The following is an 18347-nucleotide window of genomic DNA, read 5'->3' on the forward strand; positions in this document are numbered from 1 at the left end:
TACGTGGCAAAGTCAGGATCGCCCAGACACAGGTCGTTTGCGCTGGCGAAGGCTGCTAGCATCGACCCCAGGTAACGTCCCGAACTGGCTCCATCACCAGGCTGCCCATGATCCCTACCTCAGCACTGCCAAGGAAAGCACCGCTGCCCCCGCCTCTGGATACGCGGTACCAGGTCGAAACGCCCGAAGGCATCGACTTGCCACTGCGCCCGGCCGGATTGCCGCCCCGCGCCCTGGCATTTGCCATCGACCTTGGGCTGCGCGCCTTGATACTGGGCCTGCTGTTCCTCGGCCTGGGGTTTCTCGGCAAGCTGGGCATGGGGCTGGGCTCGCTGCTGCTGTTTGTCGTCAGTTGGTGGTACATGGTGCTGTTCGAAGTCCTCAACCAAGGCCGTTCGCCCGGAAAACAACTGCTGGGATTGCGCGTGGTGCAGGACGACGGTACCCCGGTCGGCTGGTCGGCCTCGCTGATCCGCAACCTACTGCGGTTCGTCGACATGCTGCCCCTGGGCTACGCCCTCGGCGCCATTAGTTGCCTGCAGCATCCGACCTTCAAGCGCCTGGGCGACATGGCCGCCGGCACCCTGGTGATCTATCGCGAACAGCCGGTACACCGCCCGCAGTTGCCAGCCGCCCAGCCCCTGCGCGCGCCTTTTACCTTGAGCCTGAATGAGCAACGCGCAGTGCTGGGTTTTGCCGAACGCCAGGCGCAGCTTTCCAGCGCACGGGTCACTGAACTGGCGACGCTGCTCGCCGAGCCGCTGCTGGTCGCGCCGACGCAGGCAGTCGCCGAGCTCAATGGCATCGCCCGTGGCTTGTTGGGGCCGACATGAAGCAAAGCCAGTTCGAAATCCGCCATCAAGCCTACTGGCAGCAGTTCGCCCACCGCCTCGATCTACTGGAGCGCGGCAAGGCCAGCGCCGAGGAGGCCCGCGCATTCCCCAGGGACTATCGGCGCCTGTGCCAACACCTGGCGCTGGCGCAGGAGCGCGGCTACAGCAGTTACCTGGTCGACCCCTTGCAGCACCTCGTGCTGCGCGGACACCAGCAGTTGTACCGCCATCGCAGCCACCTCGGCGCCCAGTTGCTAGCCTTTGTCCTGGCCGGCTTTCCGCGCCTGGTGCGTGAGCAATGGCCGTTCGTGCTGGCGGCCGGCTTGTTGTTTTTCGGCTCGCTGCTGGGCACCGCCTTGTTGGTGTACCTGTTTCCCGACCTGGTCTACAGCATCATGCCGGGCGATCAGGTCGCGCAGATGCAAGGTATGTACGACCCGGCCGCCGGACACCTGGGCCGCGACACCGAGCGCGCCGCCAGCGATAACTGGGTGATGTTCGGCTACTACATCATGCACAACATCGGCATAGCCTTTCAGACCTTCGCCAGCGGCCTGCTGTTTGGCCTGGGCAGTGTGTTTTTCCTGATGTTCAACGGGCTGCTGATCGGGGCCATTGCCGGCCACCTGACGCGCATCGGCTACGGCGAAAACTTCTGGTCGTTCGTCGTCGGCCACGGTGCCTTTGAACTCAGCGCCATCGCCCTGGCCGGTGCGGCTGGCTTGCAACTGGGCTGGGCGCTGATCGCCCCCGGGCGGCTACCCCGAGGTGAAGCCCTGCGCCTGGCCGCGCGCAAGAGCGTGCTGATGATTTGCGGGGTGATGCTGTTCCTGCTGATTGCTGCGTTCATCGAGGCCTATTGGTCGGCACGCACCGGGCCGGCGCCGCTGAGCAAATACCTGGTAGGGGCGGCCCTGTGGTTACTGGTGGGGCTCTACCTGTTCGGTGCGGGACGGGGTCGCCATGCGCCTGAATGACGCCAGCGTCGTGATTCGCCCACGCACCACCTGGGAAGCCATTGACCTGGGGATCCTGCTGAGCCAGCGTCATCGCCGGGTGCTGATGAGCAGTTGGGCGCTGGTCACCGTGCCAGTGTTTGTCCTGCTCAGCGTGCTGCTGTGGGAATCCCCCGCACTCGCCCTGGGGCTGTTCTGGTGGCTGAAGCCGGCGTTCGAGCGCCTGCCGTTGTACATCCTTTCCAGCGCGTTGTTCGGCCAGGCGCCCAGCGTGCAGCAGGCCTTGCGCCAATGGCCACGCCTGCTCAAGCCACAGTTGCTCGCCAGCCTGACCTGGCGACGCCTGAGCCTGAGCCGCAGCTTCACCTTGCCGGTGCTGCAGCTAGAGGGACTGGGCGGCGTGGCGCGCCAGCAGCGCCTGGCGGTGTTGCAGCAACGCGACGCCGGGGCAGCGCGCTGGCTGACACTCATTGGGATGCTGCTGGAAAGCGTGCTGTGGATCGGCATCATCAGCCTGCTCTACCTGTTCCTGCCTGGGCAGATCGAACTGGATTGGGATTGGCAAACCATGATCGCCAGCAGCGCTCAGGACTGGCTGTGGCTTGAGCACCTGAGTAACGCGCTGTACGTGCTGATCCTGATCGTCTGGGAACCGGTGTATGTGGCCTGTGGTTTCAGCCTGTACCTGAACCGGCGCACCACGCTGGAAGCCTGGGACATCGAGCTGGTATTCCGGCGCCTGCGCCAACGCCTGAGCGCGGTGGTCGCCAGCGTGCTGATGCTCGGCCTGCTGCTGGTAGGGCCTGCCGGGCAACCGCTGCTGGCCGCCGAATCGAGCGCTGCGCCCGCCAGCCCGCGCCTGCTCCAGCAACCCCTCAACAGCCAGGCTGCCAGCAGCGCCATCAATGCCATACTCGACGCCCCGCCGTTCAAGAACACCGAGACCCTGACCCGCTATCGCCTGGGTGACGCCGAGCCCGAACGACCCCAGGCGGGCCAGGCACCCGGCTGGCTCAAGGCGTTGCTCGAGTTGTTCGACACCCCGCGCTTGGCCAGCCTGGCGTCCATCATCGAAGTCCTGTTGTGGACGACGGTCATCGGCCTGCTGGTGTTACTGGCCTGGCGCTACCGCGAGTGGCTGCAGACCTTCGTCAGCCGCCGCCCGGCACCACAACTCAGCCCCCAGCGCCCGCTGCCGGCGCAACTGTTCGGCCTCGACCTAGGCCGTGACTCCCTGCCGGACGACGTCGCCGCCGAGGTCGAGCGGCTCTGGGCGAGCCAGCCTCGTGAGGCCCTCGGCTTGCTGTATCGGGCGCTGCTGGTGCGCTTGCTGCACGACTACGCGTTGCCGTTGACCAGTGCCGACACCGAAGGCCAGGTGCTGGACCATGTCCAGCGTCTGCAGCAGCCGCAACTGCATGCCTTCAGCAGCACCCTCACCGTGCATTGGCAAAATATCGCCTACGGTCACCGCGTCCCGCCACTCGCCCTGCAAACACAACTCTGCGCAGGTTGGCGCGCGCTGTTCGGCCACGGAGTGGGTCAATGAACCGGCTGCAGATGGTTCTCGGCACACTGCTGGCCGGGCTGCTAGCGGCGGTCGCGGTCTACCTGTTCCTACAGGCCACGCCCTATGCAGAAACCATCGACCACGGCCCCTCCCCCGAAGCCCAGGCCAACCCGTACCTGGCCGCCGAGCACTTTTTGCGCCAGCAAGGGCTGCGCGTCAGCCACGCCAATAGCCTCGAGACCCTGCCCCCGCTGCCCTCCCGGCAACACAGCCTGTTGCTCCTGGGGGAGCGTGTCGACATGACCCCGGCGCAGGTCGAGCAAGTGCTGGCCTGGGCCCACGCCGGCGGCCGCCTGCTGCTGGTTGCCGAGGCCCTGTGGGACGCCAAGGCCGGCAAAAGCGCCGACCTGCTGCTGGACCGGGTCCAGGTGCAGCAATCCATGAGCAAGGACCTCAAGGAGCCACCGCCCGAGGCTACGACAGACCCCTATCCCACCCTGACCAAGCTTTACCTGGAAGACGAACAAGCGCCGGCCTATGCCAGCTTCGATCCGCAGTTCCACCTCGAAGACCCGCACAACCTGGCCCAGGCCTGGGCCAACAGCGCCCTGGCCACGCACATGATGCAACTGCCCTACGGCGAAGGCCTGATCACGGTGATCACCGATGCCGACCTGTGGAAAAACCCCAACATCGGCCACTATGACAACGCCTGGCTGCTCTGGTACCTGAACGCCGACACCGAAGTCACCCTGCTGTTCGACATTGCCCACGACCACCTGCTGACCCTGTTGCTGCGGTATTTCCCCCAGGCGCTGGTGGCCCTCGCTGCATTGCTTGGCCTGTGGTGCTGGCACGTCGGCTGGCGCCAGGGCCCATTAATCGCCCCAGCGACCAAGGCTCGCCGGCAGTTGCAGGAGCACGTGGGCGCCAGTGCTGACTTCCTGCTGCGCAACGCCGGGCAACACAGCCTTCTGCAAGGCCTGCAACACGATGTGCAACGCCGCGCCCGGCAGCGGCACCCGGGCCTGGAACAGCTGGAAACTGCCGAACAATGGCAGGTCATCGCACGCTTGACCGGCCACCCGGCCGACACCATTGGCCAGTTGCTCGCTCCCTTGGCGAAACGACGACTGTCCAGCAGCGAATTCAGCCGCCAGGTCGCCCACCTGCAAACCCTCAGGAATGCCTTATGAGTGAAGCCTTCGAACCGCCTAGCCAACCCCGCGCAGCGCAACAACGGCAACGCGCCAGCCAACTGGCGCAAGCCCTGCGTGTCGAATTGAGAAAGGCCGTGATCGGCCAGGAAAGCGTGATCGACGATGTGTTGAGCGCCTTGATTGCCGGGGGCCATGTGCTGCTCGAGGGTGTGCCTGGCCTGGGCAAGACCTTGCTGGTGCGCGCCCTGGCCCGCTGCTTTGGCGGCGACTTCGCGCGGATTCAATTCACCCCCGACCTGATGCCCAGCGACGTCACCGGGCATGCCGTCTACGACCTGCAGACCGAGCAGTTCAAGTTGCGCAAGGGCCCACTGTTCACCAACCTGTTGCTGGCCGACGAGATCAACCGCGCCCCGGCCAAGACCCAGGCCGCCTTGCTCGAAGCCATGCAGGAACGCCAGGTGACACTGGAAGGTCGCGCCTTGCCGATCGCCCAGCCGTTCATGGTCCTGGCCACGCAAAACCCCATCGAACAGGAAGGCACCTACCCGCTACCGGAAGCCGAGCTCGATCGGTTCATGCTCAAGGTGCGCATGGACTACCCCGATGCCGAGCAGGAGTTGGACATGGTGCGCCAGGTCAGTCGCTCGACCCGCGCCGACATGCTCGACGTGCAGCCGCTGCGCACTTTGCTGCAAGCCAAGGACATCCTCGCCCTGCAGCGGATTGCCAGCGACCTGCCGCTGGACGAGCAGGTACTGGACTATGCCGTACGCCTGGCCCGCACCACCCGCAGTTGGCCGGGGCTGATTCTGGGCGCCGGTCCTCGAGCCTCCATCGCGCTGGTGCGGGTGGCCCGGGCGCGGGCACTGCTGCGCGGCGGTGAGTTCGTCATCCCGGATGACATCAAGGGCTGCGCGCTGGCGGTGCTGCGCCACCGCGTGCGGATTGCACCGGAGTTGGACATCGAAGGGCTGGACGTCGACCAGGTGCTCAAGCTAATGCTTGACCAGGTTCCGGCACCCAGATTGTGAATAGCACCATGACAATGATCGTCCCTGGGAAGCCTTGACCATGAAGCCGACCCGTCTGCTGCTGGCCTGGCTCGCCACCCTGTTGGGGCTGAGCATCGTGCTGGGCGCCTGCCGGGCCCTGGGCGTCGACGTGGCACCTAGCTTGCTGGCGATTAACTGGGGATTGTTGCTGGCTTTGTTGCTGCTGGCCCTGCTCGACGCTGCGCGCCTGATTCGCCGGCCCTCCCCCAGGGCGCAACGGCAACTGCCCGGCAGCCTGGCACTGGGGCGCTGGAGCGAAGTGCAGATCAGCCTGCAACATGATTACATACAGCCCCTGAGCGTGCAGCTGTTCGATCATGTCCCCGATGGCCTGGACTTCGAGGGATTACCCCAGACGGTCGAACTGCATCCCGGCCAGACTCACCTACTCAGCTACCGACTGCGCCCCTTGCGCCGTGGGCACTTCAGTTTCGAGCGTTGCGAAATCAACCTGCCGGGGCCCTTGGGGCTTTGGTCGGCCCGCAGGTACCTGACGTTGCAGGACAGCACCCGGGTCTATCCGGATTTCGCCCACCTGTATGGCGCACAACTGCTGGCGGTCGACAACTGGCTCAGCCAACTGGGCGTACGCCAGCGCCAGCGGCGCGGGCTGGGACTGGAGTTTCATCAACTGCGCGAGTTTCGCGAAGGCGATAGCCTGCGCCAGATCGACTGGAAAGCCACGGCCCGACAACGCACACCGATTGCCCGGGAGTACCAGGACGAACGGGACCAGCAGATCATCTTCATGCTCGACTGCGGTCGCTCGATGCGTAGTCAGGACGGCGAGTTGTCGCACTTCGATCACGCCCTCAATGCGTGCCTGCTGCTCAGCTACATCGCCCTGCGCCAGGGCGACGCGGTCGGCCTGATGACGTTCGCCACCGAGCAGGCGCGATACCTGCCCCCGAGTAAGGGCAACGGTCAATTGAACGTGCTGCTCAATAACCTCTATGACCTGGACAGCAGCCAGCGCCCTGCTGACTACCAGGCCGCCGCCAGCCAACTGCTCGCCCGCCAGCAGCGCCGGGCACTGGTGGTGCTGGTCACTAACCTGCGCGATGAAGCCGACGAAACCCTGCTCGGCGCGGTCCAGCGCCTGGGCCGACAGCACCGGGTGCTGGTGGCGAGCCTGCGCGAGGAAGTCCTCGACCGGCTACGCCAGGTCCCGGTGCAAACCCTGCCCGAAGCCCTGGCCTACTGCGGCACAGTGGACTACCTGAACGCCCGGGCCGATCAGCATGAACGCTTGAGCGCCCATGGCGTGCCGGTGCTGGACACCCGCCCCGGTGAGCTGGGCACCGAACTGGTCACCCGTTACCTGAGTTGGAAGAAAGCTGGCGTGCTTTAGCGCTGCCCCTGCCTGGGGCCGGGGCTAGGCCGATGCCGAGACCGGATAAAAACTGAAATAGCGCTGCAACGCGCTGACCATCTGGCCGTATTCAGGCGGGGGATTCTGCAGGGCGAACCCGGCGTCGTAATGATGGGGCGTGGCGTCTTCATGGCACCACAGGCAACAGGCCCGCAGGTCGATGACCTGACAGGCTCCATCGCCGTCGGGGATCTTCAGGCGCAAGTCAAAGACCGCCCCCAACATCAGCGGCAACTGACTGATCAGCATCAGCCCGTCTTCCGAGACATTGCCGATGTAGCCAATGGGTTTGTCGGTGATACGGTTGAAGACTTTGAGAAAATACGGCAACTGGTGCCGCTCGATCCGGCGTTCTGTGAACATACTGAGTATCGCTTTGCCAAGGCCCTTGAGCAGGGTCGCACTACTGCTTCGCAACGAGCCGGCAGAGCGAGCTCGCTGTCCCCGATTACGGTGCGAACGCCCCCGCGTTGCGCTCGCGCTACTTCTGCCGTTCTCAGGTATCAACGACGTCCAGGGTCGACCCGCTGAAACGTCTCACTAGAGACTAGCTCAAGGCTGAAACACGGCCAGTGGTTAAATGAGACCCGACATTACAATGCCGCGGGAATGCTTCTGGCGCTGCGCGGCGGGTACCAGCCCAGCGACTGCAAGGTTTCCAGGCGCGCGCGGGCACGGTAGGCGTACTCATTGTTCGGGTACTGCGCCATGATGAACTGGTAGGTCTGGGCGGCATCGACATAGAGCTTCTGCCGCTCCAGGCACTGGCCACGCAACATCGACACTTCAGGCTGGATGTAGCGCCGCGCCCGGCTCTTGCGATCGACCTGGGACAGTTCGAGCATCACCCGCTCGCAGTTGCCGGCGTCGTAGGCACGGTAGGCGGTGTTCAGATGATGGTCCATCGACCAACGGGTACAGCCCACGACACTCAGGGCCAGGGCAGCTAAAAGCACGAATCGCATGAGAGTTCTCCTGTCTTGGGCTTTGTATCGACCCGGCGGCAAAAATCTTCAGTGCGGCGTGTTCAATAAAGAATCCAATAAGTAGTGCAAACGAACAATGACTACAACTTCCCAGCATAGTAGCCTCACTCAGCGCTTGAACTCAGGAGTCTTTGCATGTCCGTCCGTCGTACCAAAATCGTCGCTACCCTTGGCCCGGCCAGTAACTCGCCGGAAGTTCTCGAACAGCTGATTCTCGCTGGCCTGGACGTTGCCCGCCTGAATTTCTCCCACGGCACGCCCGACGAGCACAAGGCTCGCGCCAAGCTGGTCCGTGACCTCGCGGCCAAGCACGGGCGCTTCGTCGCCCTGCTGGGCGACCTGCAAGGCCCGAAAATCCGTATCGCCAAATTCGCCAACAAGAAGATCGAGCTGAAGATCGGTGATCAATTCACCTTCTCCACCAGCCATCCTCTGACCGAAGGCAACCAGCAAGTGGTCGGCATCGACTACCCGGACCTGGTCAAGGACTGCGGCGTTGGCGACGAGTTGCTGCTCGACGACGGCCGCGTGGTCATGCGTGTTGATACCGCCAGCGCCACCGAACTGCATTGCACCGTGACCATCGGCGGCCCGCTGTCGGACCACAAGGGCATCAACCGTCGTGGTGGCGGCCTGACCGCTCCGGCCCTGACTGAAAAAGACAAGGCTGACATCAAGCTCGCCGCCGAAATGCAGGTCGACTACCTCGCCGTGTCCTTCCCGCGTGACGCCGCCGACATGGAATACGCCCGTCAATTGCGCGACGAAGCCGGCGGCACCGCCTGGCTGGTGGCCAAGATCGAGCGTGCCGAAGCCGTGGCCGACGACGAAACCCTCGATGGCCTGATCAAGGCTTCCGACGCAGTGATGGTTGCCCGTGGCGACCTCGGCGTGGAAATCGGCGACGCCGAGCTGGTGGGTATCCAGAAGAAGATCATCCTGCACGCACGCCGCCACAACAAAGCGGTGATCGTTGCGACCCAGATGATGGAGTCGATGATCCAGAACCCGATGCCGACCCGCGCCGAAGTGTCCGACGTGGCCAACGCCGTGCTCGACTACACCGACGCCGTGATGCTCTCGGCGGAAAGTGCTGCCGGCCTGTACCCACTGGAAGCTGTGCAGGCGATGGCGCGTATCTGCGTCGGCGCGGAAAAGCACCCGACCAGCAAGACCTCCAGCCACCGCATCGGCAAGGTCTTCGAAAGCTGCGACCAGAGCATCGCCCTGGCCGCCATGTACACCGCCAACCACTTCCCGGGCGTCAAGGCGATCATCGCCCTCACCGAAAGTGGCTACACGCCGTTGATCATGTCGCGCATTCGCTCCTCGGTGCCGATCTACGCGTTCTCCCCGCATCGTGAAACCCAGGCCCGCGCGGCGATGTTCCGTGGCGTCTACACCGTCCCGTTCGACCCGGCATCCCTGCCACCTGAGCAAGTCAGCCAGGCGGCCATCGACGAGCTGCTGGCTCGCGGCGTGGTCGAGAAAGGCGACTGGGTCATCCTGACCAAGGGCGACAGCTACCACACCATCGGCGGCACCAACGGCATGAAAATCCTGCACGTTGGCGACAAGATGGTCTGATTGACCAAGCGCTGAAAAACCAAAGCCCCGCCATGTGAATGGCGGGGCTTTTTGCTTTGCGATCCAGTGATTCCAGGTCAACACAGAACCCTGTGGGAGTGGGCTTGCCCACGATGGGCATAGGTATCTACACAACTGTGGTGCGACGTTGCACCTGTGGGCCTCTGGGGTGTTGGATTAGACCTAGTACATATCCATTTCTTCGGTAACGGCCTCCTATGGTTCCGCCTGACGGCGGCTCACTTTTGAGGAGCGCAAAAGTAAGCAAAACGCTCTTGCCCACCACTCGGTGCCTCGCTTAGGCTCGGCATGCCCGTACTCCGACATTGATTTGGGGGCCGCCGCAATGGGCCCTCCCTGGCCCAGTGCGGCTAAACCGGCGTCCTGCCGGTTTACCCCCAAATCAATATCGAAGTACGGCCAGCGTGGTTAACGGGGCGCCCAGGATCAAAAACAAAGCGAGGCGGCCTTAGAGCCGACCTGATCGCTAAAGCATGCGCGGTGTAGCTTCTACTTCCTAATACGCTGACGAAGTCAGCAATCTTTTGATCTGGCTTTGGCTTTGGCTTTTGATCCTGGGGCGCCCCGTTAAGCACGCTGGCCGAACGCAGGCTTGAATCCGTGGGTAACCCGGCAGGACGCCGGGTTAGCCGCCCCGCGCCATGGATGGCGCGTGGCGGCGGCCCACGGATTCAAGCCGGAGTGAGGGCACACCGAGCCCAAGCGAGGTGCCAAGTGGTGGGGCAAGAGCGTTTTGCTTACTTTTGCCTGGGCCGGCATTCCGGCTGTTCAAAAGTGAGCCGCCGTCAGGCGGAACCATAAGAGGCCGTTACCGAAGAAATGGATATGTACTCCGCCTAATCCAACCCCCCAGAGGCAGCCACGGGAGCAAGCTTCCTCGCCACAGGCCGCTACAACGTTGTGTAGATACCTATGCCACGATGGGGCTCGCGCGACCACCCAACATTCACGACCGCTTGAGAAACCCCGACAACGCCGCCAACGCTTCCGGCGAGCGCAGTCGTTGGACGAACAACTTGCCCTCCTCCTCGACCACCCTGCGCAGCAGTTCGCGGTCCGGGGCCGTCATCAGTTGCTTGCTGATGCGCACAGCTTGCGGCGGTAGTTGATCGAAGCGCAGCGCCATCTCCCGCGCCTTGGCGAAGGTCGCTTCCGCGCTCGGCAATGCCTGGCTGGCAATGCCCCAGGCGGCGGCCTGCTCGCCGGTAAACGCTTCGCCCAGCAGCAACAATTCGGCCGCTTTGGCCTGGCCGAGCAGTCGCGGCAGGATCAGGCTGGAGCCGAACTCCGGACACAGACCCAGGTTGACGAATGGCATGCGCAACTTGGCATCGGCGCTGACGTACACCAGATCGCAATGCAGCAGCAGCGTGGTGCCGATGCCTACTGCGGCTCCGGCAACGGCGGCGACCACCGGCTTGCGGCACTCCAGCAGGCTGCGCATGAACTGGAACACCGGGCTGTCGAGATCACTCGGCGGCTCCTGGAGAAAGTCGGCGATATCATTGCCGGCGGTAAAGCACTGCAGGCTGCCAGTGATCAGCACCGCATTGATCTCAGGGTCGGTATCCGCCTGTTGCAGGGCTGCGCCCAATTGGCTGTACATGGCGCGGGTCAGGGCGTTTTTCTTGTCCGGGCGATTCAGGCGCAACGTCAGCAGCCCGCCTTCGCGTTCCAGCAAAATGGCATCGGTCATGGTCAATCTCATGCAAAGAAAGTCAGCTCAACCACGCGGCAGGAACACATCGGCCAGCAGTTGATTACGTGGCAGCCCTGCCAGGTACAAGCGCCGGGCAAAGGCGTCGACACTCTCAGGGCTCCCGCAGAGTAAGGCCAGGGTTTGCCGGGAAACAAGGCGCAATTGCGCCAAAGCCGCTGACAGCTCGGCCGCTGTCCACAGCTCGACACTCAGGTTGGCGCGGTTGGCTGCCAGTGCCGCCAGGGGTTTGGCCAGGTAATGCTCTGCCCCATCATGGGCCAGGTGAATCACCCGGATAGGCCCTTGATGATCCTGGCGCAGCGCTTCACGCAACACCCCGAACAGAGGCGCCAGCCCCGTGCCTGCGGCCAGCAGCCACAGCGGACGGGTTTGCCAGTCAGGGTCGTAGTGCAAGGCCCCGCCGCGCAGTTCACCGAGGCGGATCGAATCACCGATCTTCAGCGCCCGGGCGGCATCGCTGAAGGCACCGGGCAGTCGGCAGTCGAGGTGAAACTCGAGGAATCGGTCTTCCTGCGGCAGGCTGGCCAGGGAGTACGGACGCGCCACGTGGCCGGCCCACAGCACCAAGTGTTGACCGGCCTGATAGCGCAGCGGGCGCTCGGCCAACAAACGCAGGCGCAACACACAGGGACTCAACCAGTCCAGCGCCTCGACCACGGCGGGGGCGCCGTCACGCAGCGGATCGAACACCGCCACCTGCAGGTCATCCAGCACCTCGCACTGACAGGCCAGGCGCCAGCCCTGCTGGCGCTGCCCGGCACTCAGAGCGTCCGGGCGACGGTCGCCGACCTCACCGCGCAGGCACTGCACCAGGCACGCGTGGCAACTGCCCGCCCGGCAACTGTAAGGCACCTGCAAACCCTGCTGATTCAAGGCATCAAGCAGGTTGCTGCCCGCCGCTACCGTCCATTGACGCTCACCGACAGTCACTTCAGGCATCGATGTTTTCCCAGGCCGCCGCACAGCGATTACGGCCATCGCGCTTGGCCCGGTAAAGCGCCTGGTCGGCACGTTGCAAGGCGTCGTCGAGGTCATCGCCGACGGCCAGCAGGGTCATCCCCGCAGACAGGCTAAGATCCGGCACAGACAGGCCGATCAACTGCACTTCGGTGAACGCCAGGCGCAACCGTTCACAACAGGAGGTCAAGCGCTCGGGATTGCAATCAGGTAACAACAACACAAACTCCTCACCGCCATACCGGGCCAGTACATCGCCCTCGCGCAAACAGGCCGTGGCGACGCCGGCAAATGCCTGCAGGACCTGGTCGCCGGCGGCATGGCCATGCAGGTCGTTGATACGTTTGAAGTGGTCCAGGTCGATCAGCGCCAGGCCATGCTCCACCGAGGCTTCCATGTTTTGCAATTCACGGGTGGCCAAGCGCAGGAAATGCCGACGATTGAACAAACCGGTCAACTCATCGGTGGCCACCAGATCCTCGAGCTGACGCATCATCCCGCGCAGCGTGTCCTGATGCGCCTGCAGGGCAAACCGGCGCTGGCGCATGCGCAGGCGCGAAGCTTGCACATAGCTGGCATACAACGCCAGCCAGACCAACACAATAAACAGCACACAGACCTGCAAGGCCGCCAGAGTCGGGTCGGCCAGTTCGAAATGGTAGCCTTCCCACAGGTTGAGGCAGGCAAAGCTGAAGAACACCAGGGCCGCACAGCGCACAAACGCTCGGCGCGGCAGGTGAAACAGGCCGAACATCAGAATCAGTACGTAAAAGATCAGGAAGGCGCCACGAGCAGCGTCCAGATGGGCGATCAGCCAGGTTTGCCAACCAATGCCCAGCAGCACCTGGACTTCGGTCAGGCTGGGATCGGGGAACCGCAGGTTGCGCCCACTGAAGAAGATCGCGAACAGCAACGACTGACAGAGCATCACCAACGCGGTGGCAACTAGCGCACTGCGCACCGAGCCCTGGAAGTGCCCACTGAGGATCGCCAGCCATAGCAGCAATAACGCCAGCACATAGGTGCCCGTCGCCAGAATAAAGCGCTTGAGCAATAGATTCTGGATCGCGTTATGGGTCAATCGTTGACTCACCGTGCAAAGGGGGGCTGATAAGAGTGTCCTACCCTAAAGGCCTTGGATCACTTTAGTGTTGCTGCTCGAAAATGACCATCCAATTTTTGTCGGGCTGCCTCGGGTCGCGTCATCATTGTTATGCGACCTTGGTTTGACTGCCGGCGGGTGTGCCCGGCGGCGAGGCGCGCTATACTGCCGCGCCTTTTTAGCGTCGCGCCAGCAACCCCGGCGTGCCCTGAAAGGTGTTTGCAGCCGACCGATGCACCCCACTGCAAGCACCTTTATTAAATGTTCCCGTCCTTTAGAGGAGCGCGACTCATGACCGTGATCAAGCAAGACGACCTGATTCAGAGCGTTGCTGACGCCCTGCAGTTCATTTCTTATTACCACCCCGTGGACTTCATCCAGGCGATGCACGAGGCCTACCTGCGCGAAGAATCGCCAGCGGCCCGCGATTCGATCGCACAGATCCTGATCAACTCGCGCATGTGCGCCACCGGCCACCGCCCGATCTGCCAGGACACCGGTATCGTCACCGTGTTTGTCCGCGTGGGCATGGACGTGCGCTGGGATGGCGCGACCATGGGCCTGGACGACATGATCAACGAGGGCGTGCGTCGCGCCTACAACCTGCCGGAAAACGTCCTGCGTGCGTCCATCCTCGCCGACCCGGCAGGTGCTCGCAAAAACACCAAGGACAACACCCCGGCCGTGATCCACTACTCGATCGTCCCGGGTAACACCGTGGAAGTCGACGTGGCAGCCAAGGGCGGCGGTTCCGAGAACAAGTCGAAAATGGCCATGCTCAACCCGTCCGACTCGATCGTCGACTGGGTGCTCAAGACCGTTCCAACCATGGGCGCCGGCTGGTGCCCACCGGGCATGCTCGGCATCGGCATCGGCGGCACCGCTGAGAAAGCCGCGGTAATGGCCAAGGAAGTGTTGATGGAATCCATCGACATCCACGAGCTCAAGGCTCGCGGCCCGCAGAACCGTATCGAAGAAATGCGCCTGGAGCTGTTCGAGAAGGTCAACCAACTGGGCATCGGCGCCCAGGGCCTTGGTGGCCTGACCACCGTGCTCGACGTGAAGATCATGGATTACCCGACCCACGCCGCGTCCCTGCCGGTGTGCATGATCCCGAACTGCGCCGCCACCCGTCACGCGCACTTCGTGCTCGACGGTTCCGGCCCGGCTTCGCTGGAAGCGCCATCGCTGGACGCCTACCCGGAAATCGTCTGGGAAGCCGGTCCGTCGGCCCGTCGCGTCAACCTCGACACCCTGACCCCGGAAGACGTGCAAAGCTGGAAGCCGGGCGAAACCGTGCTGCTCAACGGCAAGATGCTCACCGGTCGCGACGCCGCGCACAAGCGCATGGTCGAGATGCTGAACAAGGGCGAAACCCTGCCGGTAGACCTCAAGGGTCGCTTCATCTACTACGTCGGCCCGGTTGATCCGGTGCGCGAAGAAGTGGTTGGCCCGGCAGGCCCGACCACCGCGACGCGGATGGACAAGTTCACCCGCCAGATCCTCGAGCAGACCGGCCTGTTGGGCATGATCGGCAAATCCGAGCGCGGTCCGACCGCCATCGAAGCGATCAAGGACCACAAGGCCGTCTACCTGATGGCAGTCGGCGGTGCGGCTTACCTGGTGGCGCAAGCCATCAAGAAATCCCGCGTAGTCGCTTTCGCCGAACTGGGCATGGAAGCGATCTACGAGTTCGACGTCAAGGACATGCCAGTGACTGTTGCAGTCGACAGCAACGGCGAGTCGGTCCACATCACCGGTCCTGCCATCTGGCAGAAGAAGATCAGTGACAGCCTGGCGGTAGAAGTGCAGTAAGCACCCACACCCCAGTCAGGAAAAGCCGCGCTGTTTGTCAGAACAGCGCGGCTTTTTTATGGTCCCTGCGCACTGCGCGGACTCTGCGCCGTCGCCGCGCTGCATGCTATCGTGCGCCCCCGACCCCGTAGTCTGTGCCCATCGCATGCCACCTATTTATCGTTCCCTGCGCCTGATGCTCTATGTACTGCTGATCGTGGCCGGCACAGTCCTGGTCAGCGCCGCCGCCGTGCGCCACGCCGAGCGCCAGGCCCTGGAGGACGACGCTCAACGCGCCAACCAGCAATTAGCCTTGTACGCCACGTCCCTGCATACGCTGATTGAACGTTACCGCGCCCTGCCCGCCGTGCTGGCACTGGACCCGCAATTGCGCTCGGCGCTGGCAGGCCCGGTAAGCCCGCAACAGCAGGACTCGCTGAACCACAAGCTGGAGAAAATCAACGGCGCGGCCCAGTCGTCCACCCTCGAACTGCTGGACCGCAACGGACTGGCCGTCGCGGCCAGCAACTGGCGCCTGCCCAGCAGTTATGTCGGCCACAACTACGGCTTCCGCCCCTACTTCAGCCAGACCCGCAGCCAGGGCACCGGACGCTTTTATGCGGTAGGCGTGACCAGCGGCATTCCCGGCTACTTCCTGTCCAGTGCCGTGTTGGGCGACAACCAAGAGTTTCTTGGCGCCATGGTAGTCAAGCTGGAGTTTCCGGAACTGGAGCGCGAATGGCGCCAGGGCACTGACACCCTGCTGGTCAGCGACGCCCGCGGCATTGTGTTCATTGCCAACCAGCCGGGCTGGCGCTATCGCCTCCTTGAAACCCTGTCGCCGACCGACCTCGCCGAGCTCGAAGCTACTCGTCAGTACGACAAGCAAACGCTGGTGCCCCTACCCCACGAACAGCTTCGACGCTTCGACGACAACAGTTACCTGGCGCGGGTCGAGGGTCCCGACGGATCGGCCGAGTACCTCTGGGAGTCACTGCCCCTGAGTGCCGAAGGCTGGACACTGCACCTGTTGCGGCGCCCGCAGGTGGCCTTCGAGGATTTGCGCAACGCCGCACTGGCCGCAGCCGGCGTGTGGCTGACGCTGGTGTTTGTGCTGCTGTTCCTCAGCCAGCGCTGGCGTATCGCCAAGCTGCGCCAGCGCAGCCGCGAGGAACTGGAACGCCTGGTGGAGGAACGCACCCGAGAGTTGCGCACGGCTCAGGACGGCCTGGTGCAGTCAGCCAAACTCGCCGCCCTGGGGCAGATGTCAGCGGCCCTGGCCCACGAGATCAACCAGCCGCTCACCACCCAGCGCATGCAGCTTGCCACGCTGAGACTGCTGCTGGACCACGGCCGCGTCGATGATGCCTACAAGGCACTCAAACCGCTGGATGACATGCTCACCCGAATGGCGGCCCTCACTGGCCACCTGAAGACCTTCGCCCGCAAGAGCCCCAGCGGCTTGCGCGAGCCACTGGACCTGGCGGCGGTGGTCGACCAGGCCCTGCACCTGCTGGAAGTCCGCCTGCGCGATGAACAGATCAACTTCACTGTGGACCTGGTCCGCCCGGCGCGGGTTCGTGGGGACGCCATTCGCCTGGAACAGGTGCTGATCAATCTTCTGCGCAATGCCCTGGATGCCATGCGCGACAAGTCACTCAAGCGGCTGCGCATCAGTCTTGAAGCCGACCAACAGCTGTGGCGCCTGAGCGTCACCGACAGCGGTGGCGGGATTCTTGCGCAGGACCTGCCCAATGTTTTCGACCCGTTTTTCACCACCAAGCCTGTGGGCGATGGCCTGGGACTCGGGCTGGCCGTATCCTTTGCGATCATTCATGAGCTCGGCGGTCGCCTGACGGCCGAGAACCACGGCGACGGTGCGCGCTTCACCGTGACCCTGCCCGTCGACCTGGAGGCACAGATCTGATGTTGAACTCGGTAATAGTGGTCGATGACGAACGCAGCATTCGCGACGCCGTCGAGCAATGGCTGAGTCTCTCGGGATTCCAGGTCCAGCTGTTCAGCCGTGCCGAGGACTGCCTGGCGCAGTTGCCGGTGAATTTCCCCGGGGTGATTCTCAGCGATGTGCGCATGCCGGGGATCAGCGGCCTGGAATTGCTGGCCTCCCTGCAACAACGGGATGCCGAACTGCCGGTGATCCTGTTGACCGGCCACGGCGATGTACCGATGGCGGTCGATGCCATGCGCGATGGCGCCTACGATTTCCTGGAAAAACCCTTCAGCCCCGAGACCTTGCTCAACAGCCTGCGCCGGGCACTCGACAAGCGCCGGCTGGTCCTGGAAAACCGTGCCCTGCACGAACAGGCCGACCACCGCAGCAAATTGGAGGCCAGCCTGCTGGGCGTGTCCCCGGGCCTGCAGACCCTGCGCCGGCAAGTCCTGGACTTGGCAGGCCTGCCGGTCAACGTAGTAATTCGCGGTGAAACCGGCAGCGGCAAGGAGCTGGTTGCTCGCTGCCTGCACGATTTCGGCCCGCGCGCCGCCAAGCCCTTCGTCGCCCTGAACTGCGCGGCGATCCCCGAGCAACTGTTCGAGGCCGAACTGTTCGGGCACGAACACGGCGCTTTCACCGGCGCCCAGGGCAAGCGTATCGGCAAGCTGGAATATGCCGACGGCGGCACCCTGTTTCTCGATGAAATCGAAAGCATGCCGCTGGCCCAGCAGGTCAAGTTATTGCGCGTGCTGCAGGAACAGAAGCTCGAGCGCCTGGGGGCCAACCAGAGCATCGATGTCGACTTGCGGATCATCGCCGCGACCAAACCCGACCTGCTGGATGAAGCCCGGGCCGGGCGTTTTCGCGAAGACCTGGCCTATCGGCTCAACGTGGCCCAGTTGCGTTTGCCGGCGCTGCGTGAGCGGCGCGAAGACATTCCCTTGCTCTACGCCCACTTCAGCCGTGCGGCGGCGCAACGCCTGGGCCGCAGCGTCGCGCCCCTGAGCGGTCCGCAGTTGAGTCGCCTGCTCAGCCATGACTGGCCGGGTAACGTGCGCGAACTGGCCAACGTTGCCGAGCGCCAGGTGCTGGGCCTCGATGATCCCGAACCGGACGCCATCGAACCCGGCCAGTCGCTGGCAGCCCAACAGGAAGCATTTGAAGCGCAGTGCCTGCGCGCCGCCCTGACTCGGCACAAGGGCGATATCAAGGCAGTGCTCGAAGAGTTGCAACTGCCACGCCGCACCTTCAATGAAAAACTCCAGCGCCACGGCCTGACCCGCGAAATGTTCCTGGGCTGAATACTCGGCGGATTTCCGCTCAGCGAATCTGGCGCATGA

General features: G+C 63.7%; 15 protein-coding genes. 10 read left to right on the top strand and 5 right to left on the bottom strand.

Going from position 1 to position 18347, the window contains the following annotated elements; all coding sequences use genetic code 11:
- The first annotated feature begins 107 nt into the window (after positions 1-107).
- The 6 genes from QMK50_RS08035 to QMK50_RS08060 are packed head-to-tail and all read left to right on the top strand — an operon-like array spanning position 108 to position 6865.
- Positions 108-833: an RDD family protein gene (locus QMK50_RS08035; protein ID WP_320332904.1), complete on the top strand. Its 726-nt coding sequence runs from the start codon at positions 108-110 to the stop codon at positions 831-833.
- Complete coding sequence (locus tag QMK50_RS08040; protein WP_320332905.1) at positions 830-1810, top strand: stage II sporulation protein M; 981 nt, start codon at positions 830-832, stop codon at positions 1808-1810. Before QMK50_RS08035 ends, QMK50_RS08040 begins: the two co-directional genes overlap by 4 nt.
- Positions 1797-3338 (top strand): DUF4129 domain-containing protein, encoded by a 1542-nt coding sequence (locus tag QMK50_RS08045; protein WP_320332906.1) that lies wholly within the window; start codon positions 1797-1799, stop codon positions 3336-3338. Before QMK50_RS08040 ends, QMK50_RS08045 begins: the two co-directional genes overlap by 14 nt.
- The gene (locus QMK50_RS08050; protein ID WP_320332907.1) at positions 3335-4495 is read left to right on the top strand and encodes a DUF4350 domain-containing protein; all 1161 of its coding nucleotides are present in this window, start codon (positions 3335-3337) and stop codon (positions 4493-4495) included. The genes QMK50_RS08045 and QMK50_RS08050 overlap by 4 nt, the downstream gene beginning before the upstream one ends.
- Positions 4492-5493 (top strand): AAA family ATPase, encoded by a 1002-nt coding sequence (locus tag QMK50_RS08055; protein ID WP_095165800.1) that lies wholly within the window; start codon positions 4492-4494, stop codon positions 5491-5493. The genes QMK50_RS08050 and QMK50_RS08055 overlap by 4 nt, the downstream gene beginning before the upstream one ends.
- 40 nt (positions 5494-5533) lie before the next feature.
- The gene (locus QMK50_RS08060; RefSeq protein WP_320332908.1) at positions 5534-6865 is read left to right on the top strand and encodes a DUF58 domain-containing protein; all 1332 of its coding nucleotides are present in this window, start codon (positions 5534-5536) and stop codon (positions 6863-6865) included.
- A 24-nt stretch (positions 6866-6889) separates the two neighbouring features.
- On the opposite strand, the gene QMK50_RS08065 is transcribed toward QMK50_RS08060, so the two are convergent.
- Together QMK50_RS08065 and QMK50_RS08070 are read right to left on the bottom strand one after the other, a co-directional pair.
- Positions 6890-7249, bottom strand: a complete 360-nt coding sequence (locus QMK50_RS08065; protein WP_095165803.1) for a PilZ domain-containing protein — start codon at positions 7247-7249, stop codon at positions 6890-6892.
- 230 nt (positions 7250-7479) lie between these two features.
- Positions 7480-7851, bottom strand: a complete 372-nt coding sequence (locus tag QMK50_RS08070) for a hypothetical protein (RefSeq protein ID WP_095165805.1) — start codon at positions 7849-7851, stop codon at positions 7480-7482.
- A gap of 156 nt (positions 7852-8007) precedes the next feature.
- Here QMK50_RS08070 and pyk point away from each other — a divergent pair, with 156 nt between their 5' ends.
- Positions 8008-9459, top strand: a complete 1452-nt coding sequence (gene pyk / locus QMK50_RS08075; RefSeq protein ID WP_095165807.1) for a pyruvate kinase — start codon at positions 8008-8010, stop codon at positions 9457-9459.
- 967 nt (positions 9460-10426) lie between these two features.
- On the opposite strand, the gene QMK50_RS08080 is transcribed toward pyk, so the two are convergent.
- Genes QMK50_RS08080 through QMK50_RS08090 form a run of 3 tightly spaced genes read right to left on the bottom strand, consistent with a single transcriptional unit; the run spans position 10427 to position 13238 of the window.
- Complete coding sequence (locus QMK50_RS08080; protein WP_095165809.1) at positions 10427-11176, bottom strand: enoyl-CoA hydratase-related protein; 750 nt, start codon at positions 11174-11176, stop codon at positions 10427-10429.
- Between the two features lie 27 nt (positions 11177-11203).
- Positions 11204-12139, bottom strand: coding sequence for an iron-sulfur-binding ferredoxin reductase (locus tag QMK50_RS08085; RefSeq protein WP_095165811.1), 936 nt, complete (start codon positions 12137-12139; stop codon positions 11204-11206).
- Positions 12132-13238: a GGDEF domain-containing protein gene (locus QMK50_RS08090; protein WP_320332909.1), complete on the bottom strand. Its 1107-nt coding sequence runs from the start codon at positions 13236-13238 to the stop codon at positions 12132-12134. The genes QMK50_RS08085 and QMK50_RS08090 overlap by 8 nt, the downstream gene beginning before the upstream one ends.
- 312 nt (positions 13239-13550) lie before the next feature.
- Here QMK50_RS08090 and QMK50_RS08095 point away from each other — a divergent pair, with 312 nt between their 5' ends.
- The 3 genes from QMK50_RS08095 to QMK50_RS08105 all read left to right on the top strand — a co-directional run bounded on the left by QMK50_RS08095 (position 13551) and on the right by QMK50_RS08105 (position 18308).
- Positions 13551-15074: a fumarate hydratase gene (locus tag QMK50_RS08095; RefSeq protein ID WP_159997661.1), complete on the top strand. Its 1524-nt coding sequence runs from the start codon at positions 13551-13553 to the stop codon at positions 15072-15074.
- 145 nt (positions 15075-15219) lie between these two features.
- Positions 15220-16980 carry an ATP-binding protein gene (locus QMK50_RS08100; RefSeq protein ID WP_095165816.1) on the top strand — a complete coding sequence of 587 codons (1761 nt, stop codon included), beginning with the start codon at positions 15220-15222 and terminating at the stop codon, positions 16978-16980.
- Entirely contained in the window at positions 16980-18308 is a 1329-nt protein-coding gene (locus QMK50_RS08105) for a sigma-54-dependent transcriptional regulator (protein WP_159997663.1), read from the top strand. Before QMK50_RS08100 ends, QMK50_RS08105 begins: the two co-directional genes overlap by 1 nt.
- The last annotated feature ends 39 nt before the right edge of the window (positions 18309-18347 follow it).

The organism is Pseudomonas sp. P5_152 (assembly GCF_033989915.1).
Classification (GTDB): domain Bacteria; phylum Pseudomonadota; class Gammaproteobacteria; order Pseudomonadales; family Pseudomonadaceae; genus Aquipseudomonas.

What these genes read in the sequence shown, in the direction of transcription:
- QMK50_RS08035 (WP_320332904.1), top strand. Translation starts at nt 108, where the DNA reads ATGATCCCTACCTCAGCACTGCCAAGGAAAGCACCGCTGCCCCCGCCT.
- QMK50_RS08080 (WP_095165809.1), bottom strand. Translation starts at nt 11,176, where the DNA reads ATGACCGATGCCATTTTGCTGGAACGCGAAGGCGGGCTGCTGACGTTG.
- QMK50_RS08065 (WP_095165803.1), bottom strand. Translation starts at nt 7,249, where the DNA reads ATGTTCACAGAACGCCGGATCGAGCGGCACCAGTTGCCGTATTTTCTC.
- QMK50_RS08085 (WP_095165811.1), bottom strand. Translation starts at nt 12,139, where the DNA reads ATGCCTGAAGTGACTGTCGGTGAGCGTCAATGGACGGTAGCGGCGGGC.
- QMK50_RS08045 (WP_320332906.1), top strand. Translation starts at nt 1,797, where the DNA reads ATGCGCCTGAATGACGCCAGCGTCGTGATTCGCCCACGCACCACCTGG.
- QMK50_RS08055 (WP_095165800.1), top strand. Translation starts at nt 4,492, where the DNA reads ATGAGTGAAGCCTTCGAACCGCCTAGCCAACCCCGCGCAGCGCAACAA.
- QMK50_RS08070 (WP_095165805.1), bottom strand. Translation starts at nt 7,851, where the DNA reads ATGCGATTCGTGCTTTTAGCTGCCCTGGCCCTGAGTGTCGTGGGCTGT.
- QMK50_RS08050 (WP_320332907.1), top strand. Translation starts at nt 3,335, where the DNA reads ATGAACCGGCTGCAGATGGTTCTCGGCACACTGCTGGCCGGGCTGCTA.
- pyk (WP_095165807.1), top strand. Translation starts at nt 8,008, where the DNA reads ATGTCCGTCCGTCGTACCAAAATCGTCGCTACCCTTGGCCCGGCCAGT.
- QMK50_RS08105 (WP_159997663.1), top strand. Translation starts at nt 16,980, where the DNA reads ATGTTGAACTCGGTAATAGTGGTCGATGACGAACGCAGCATTCGCGAC.
- QMK50_RS08095 (WP_159997661.1), top strand. Translation starts at nt 13,551, where the DNA reads ATGACCGTGATCAAGCAAGACGACCTGATTCAGAGCGTTGCTGACGCC.
- QMK50_RS08040 (WP_320332905.1), top strand. Translation starts at nt 830, where the DNA reads ATGAAGCAAAGCCAGTTCGAAATCCGCCATCAAGCCTACTGGCAGCAG.
- QMK50_RS08100 (WP_095165816.1), top strand. Translation starts at nt 15,220, where the DNA reads ATGCCACCTATTTATCGTTCCCTGCGCCTGATGCTCTATGTACTGCTG.
- QMK50_RS08060 (WP_320332908.1), top strand. Translation starts at nt 5,534, where the DNA reads ATGAAGCCGACCCGTCTGCTGCTGGCCTGGCTCGCCACCCTGTTGGGG.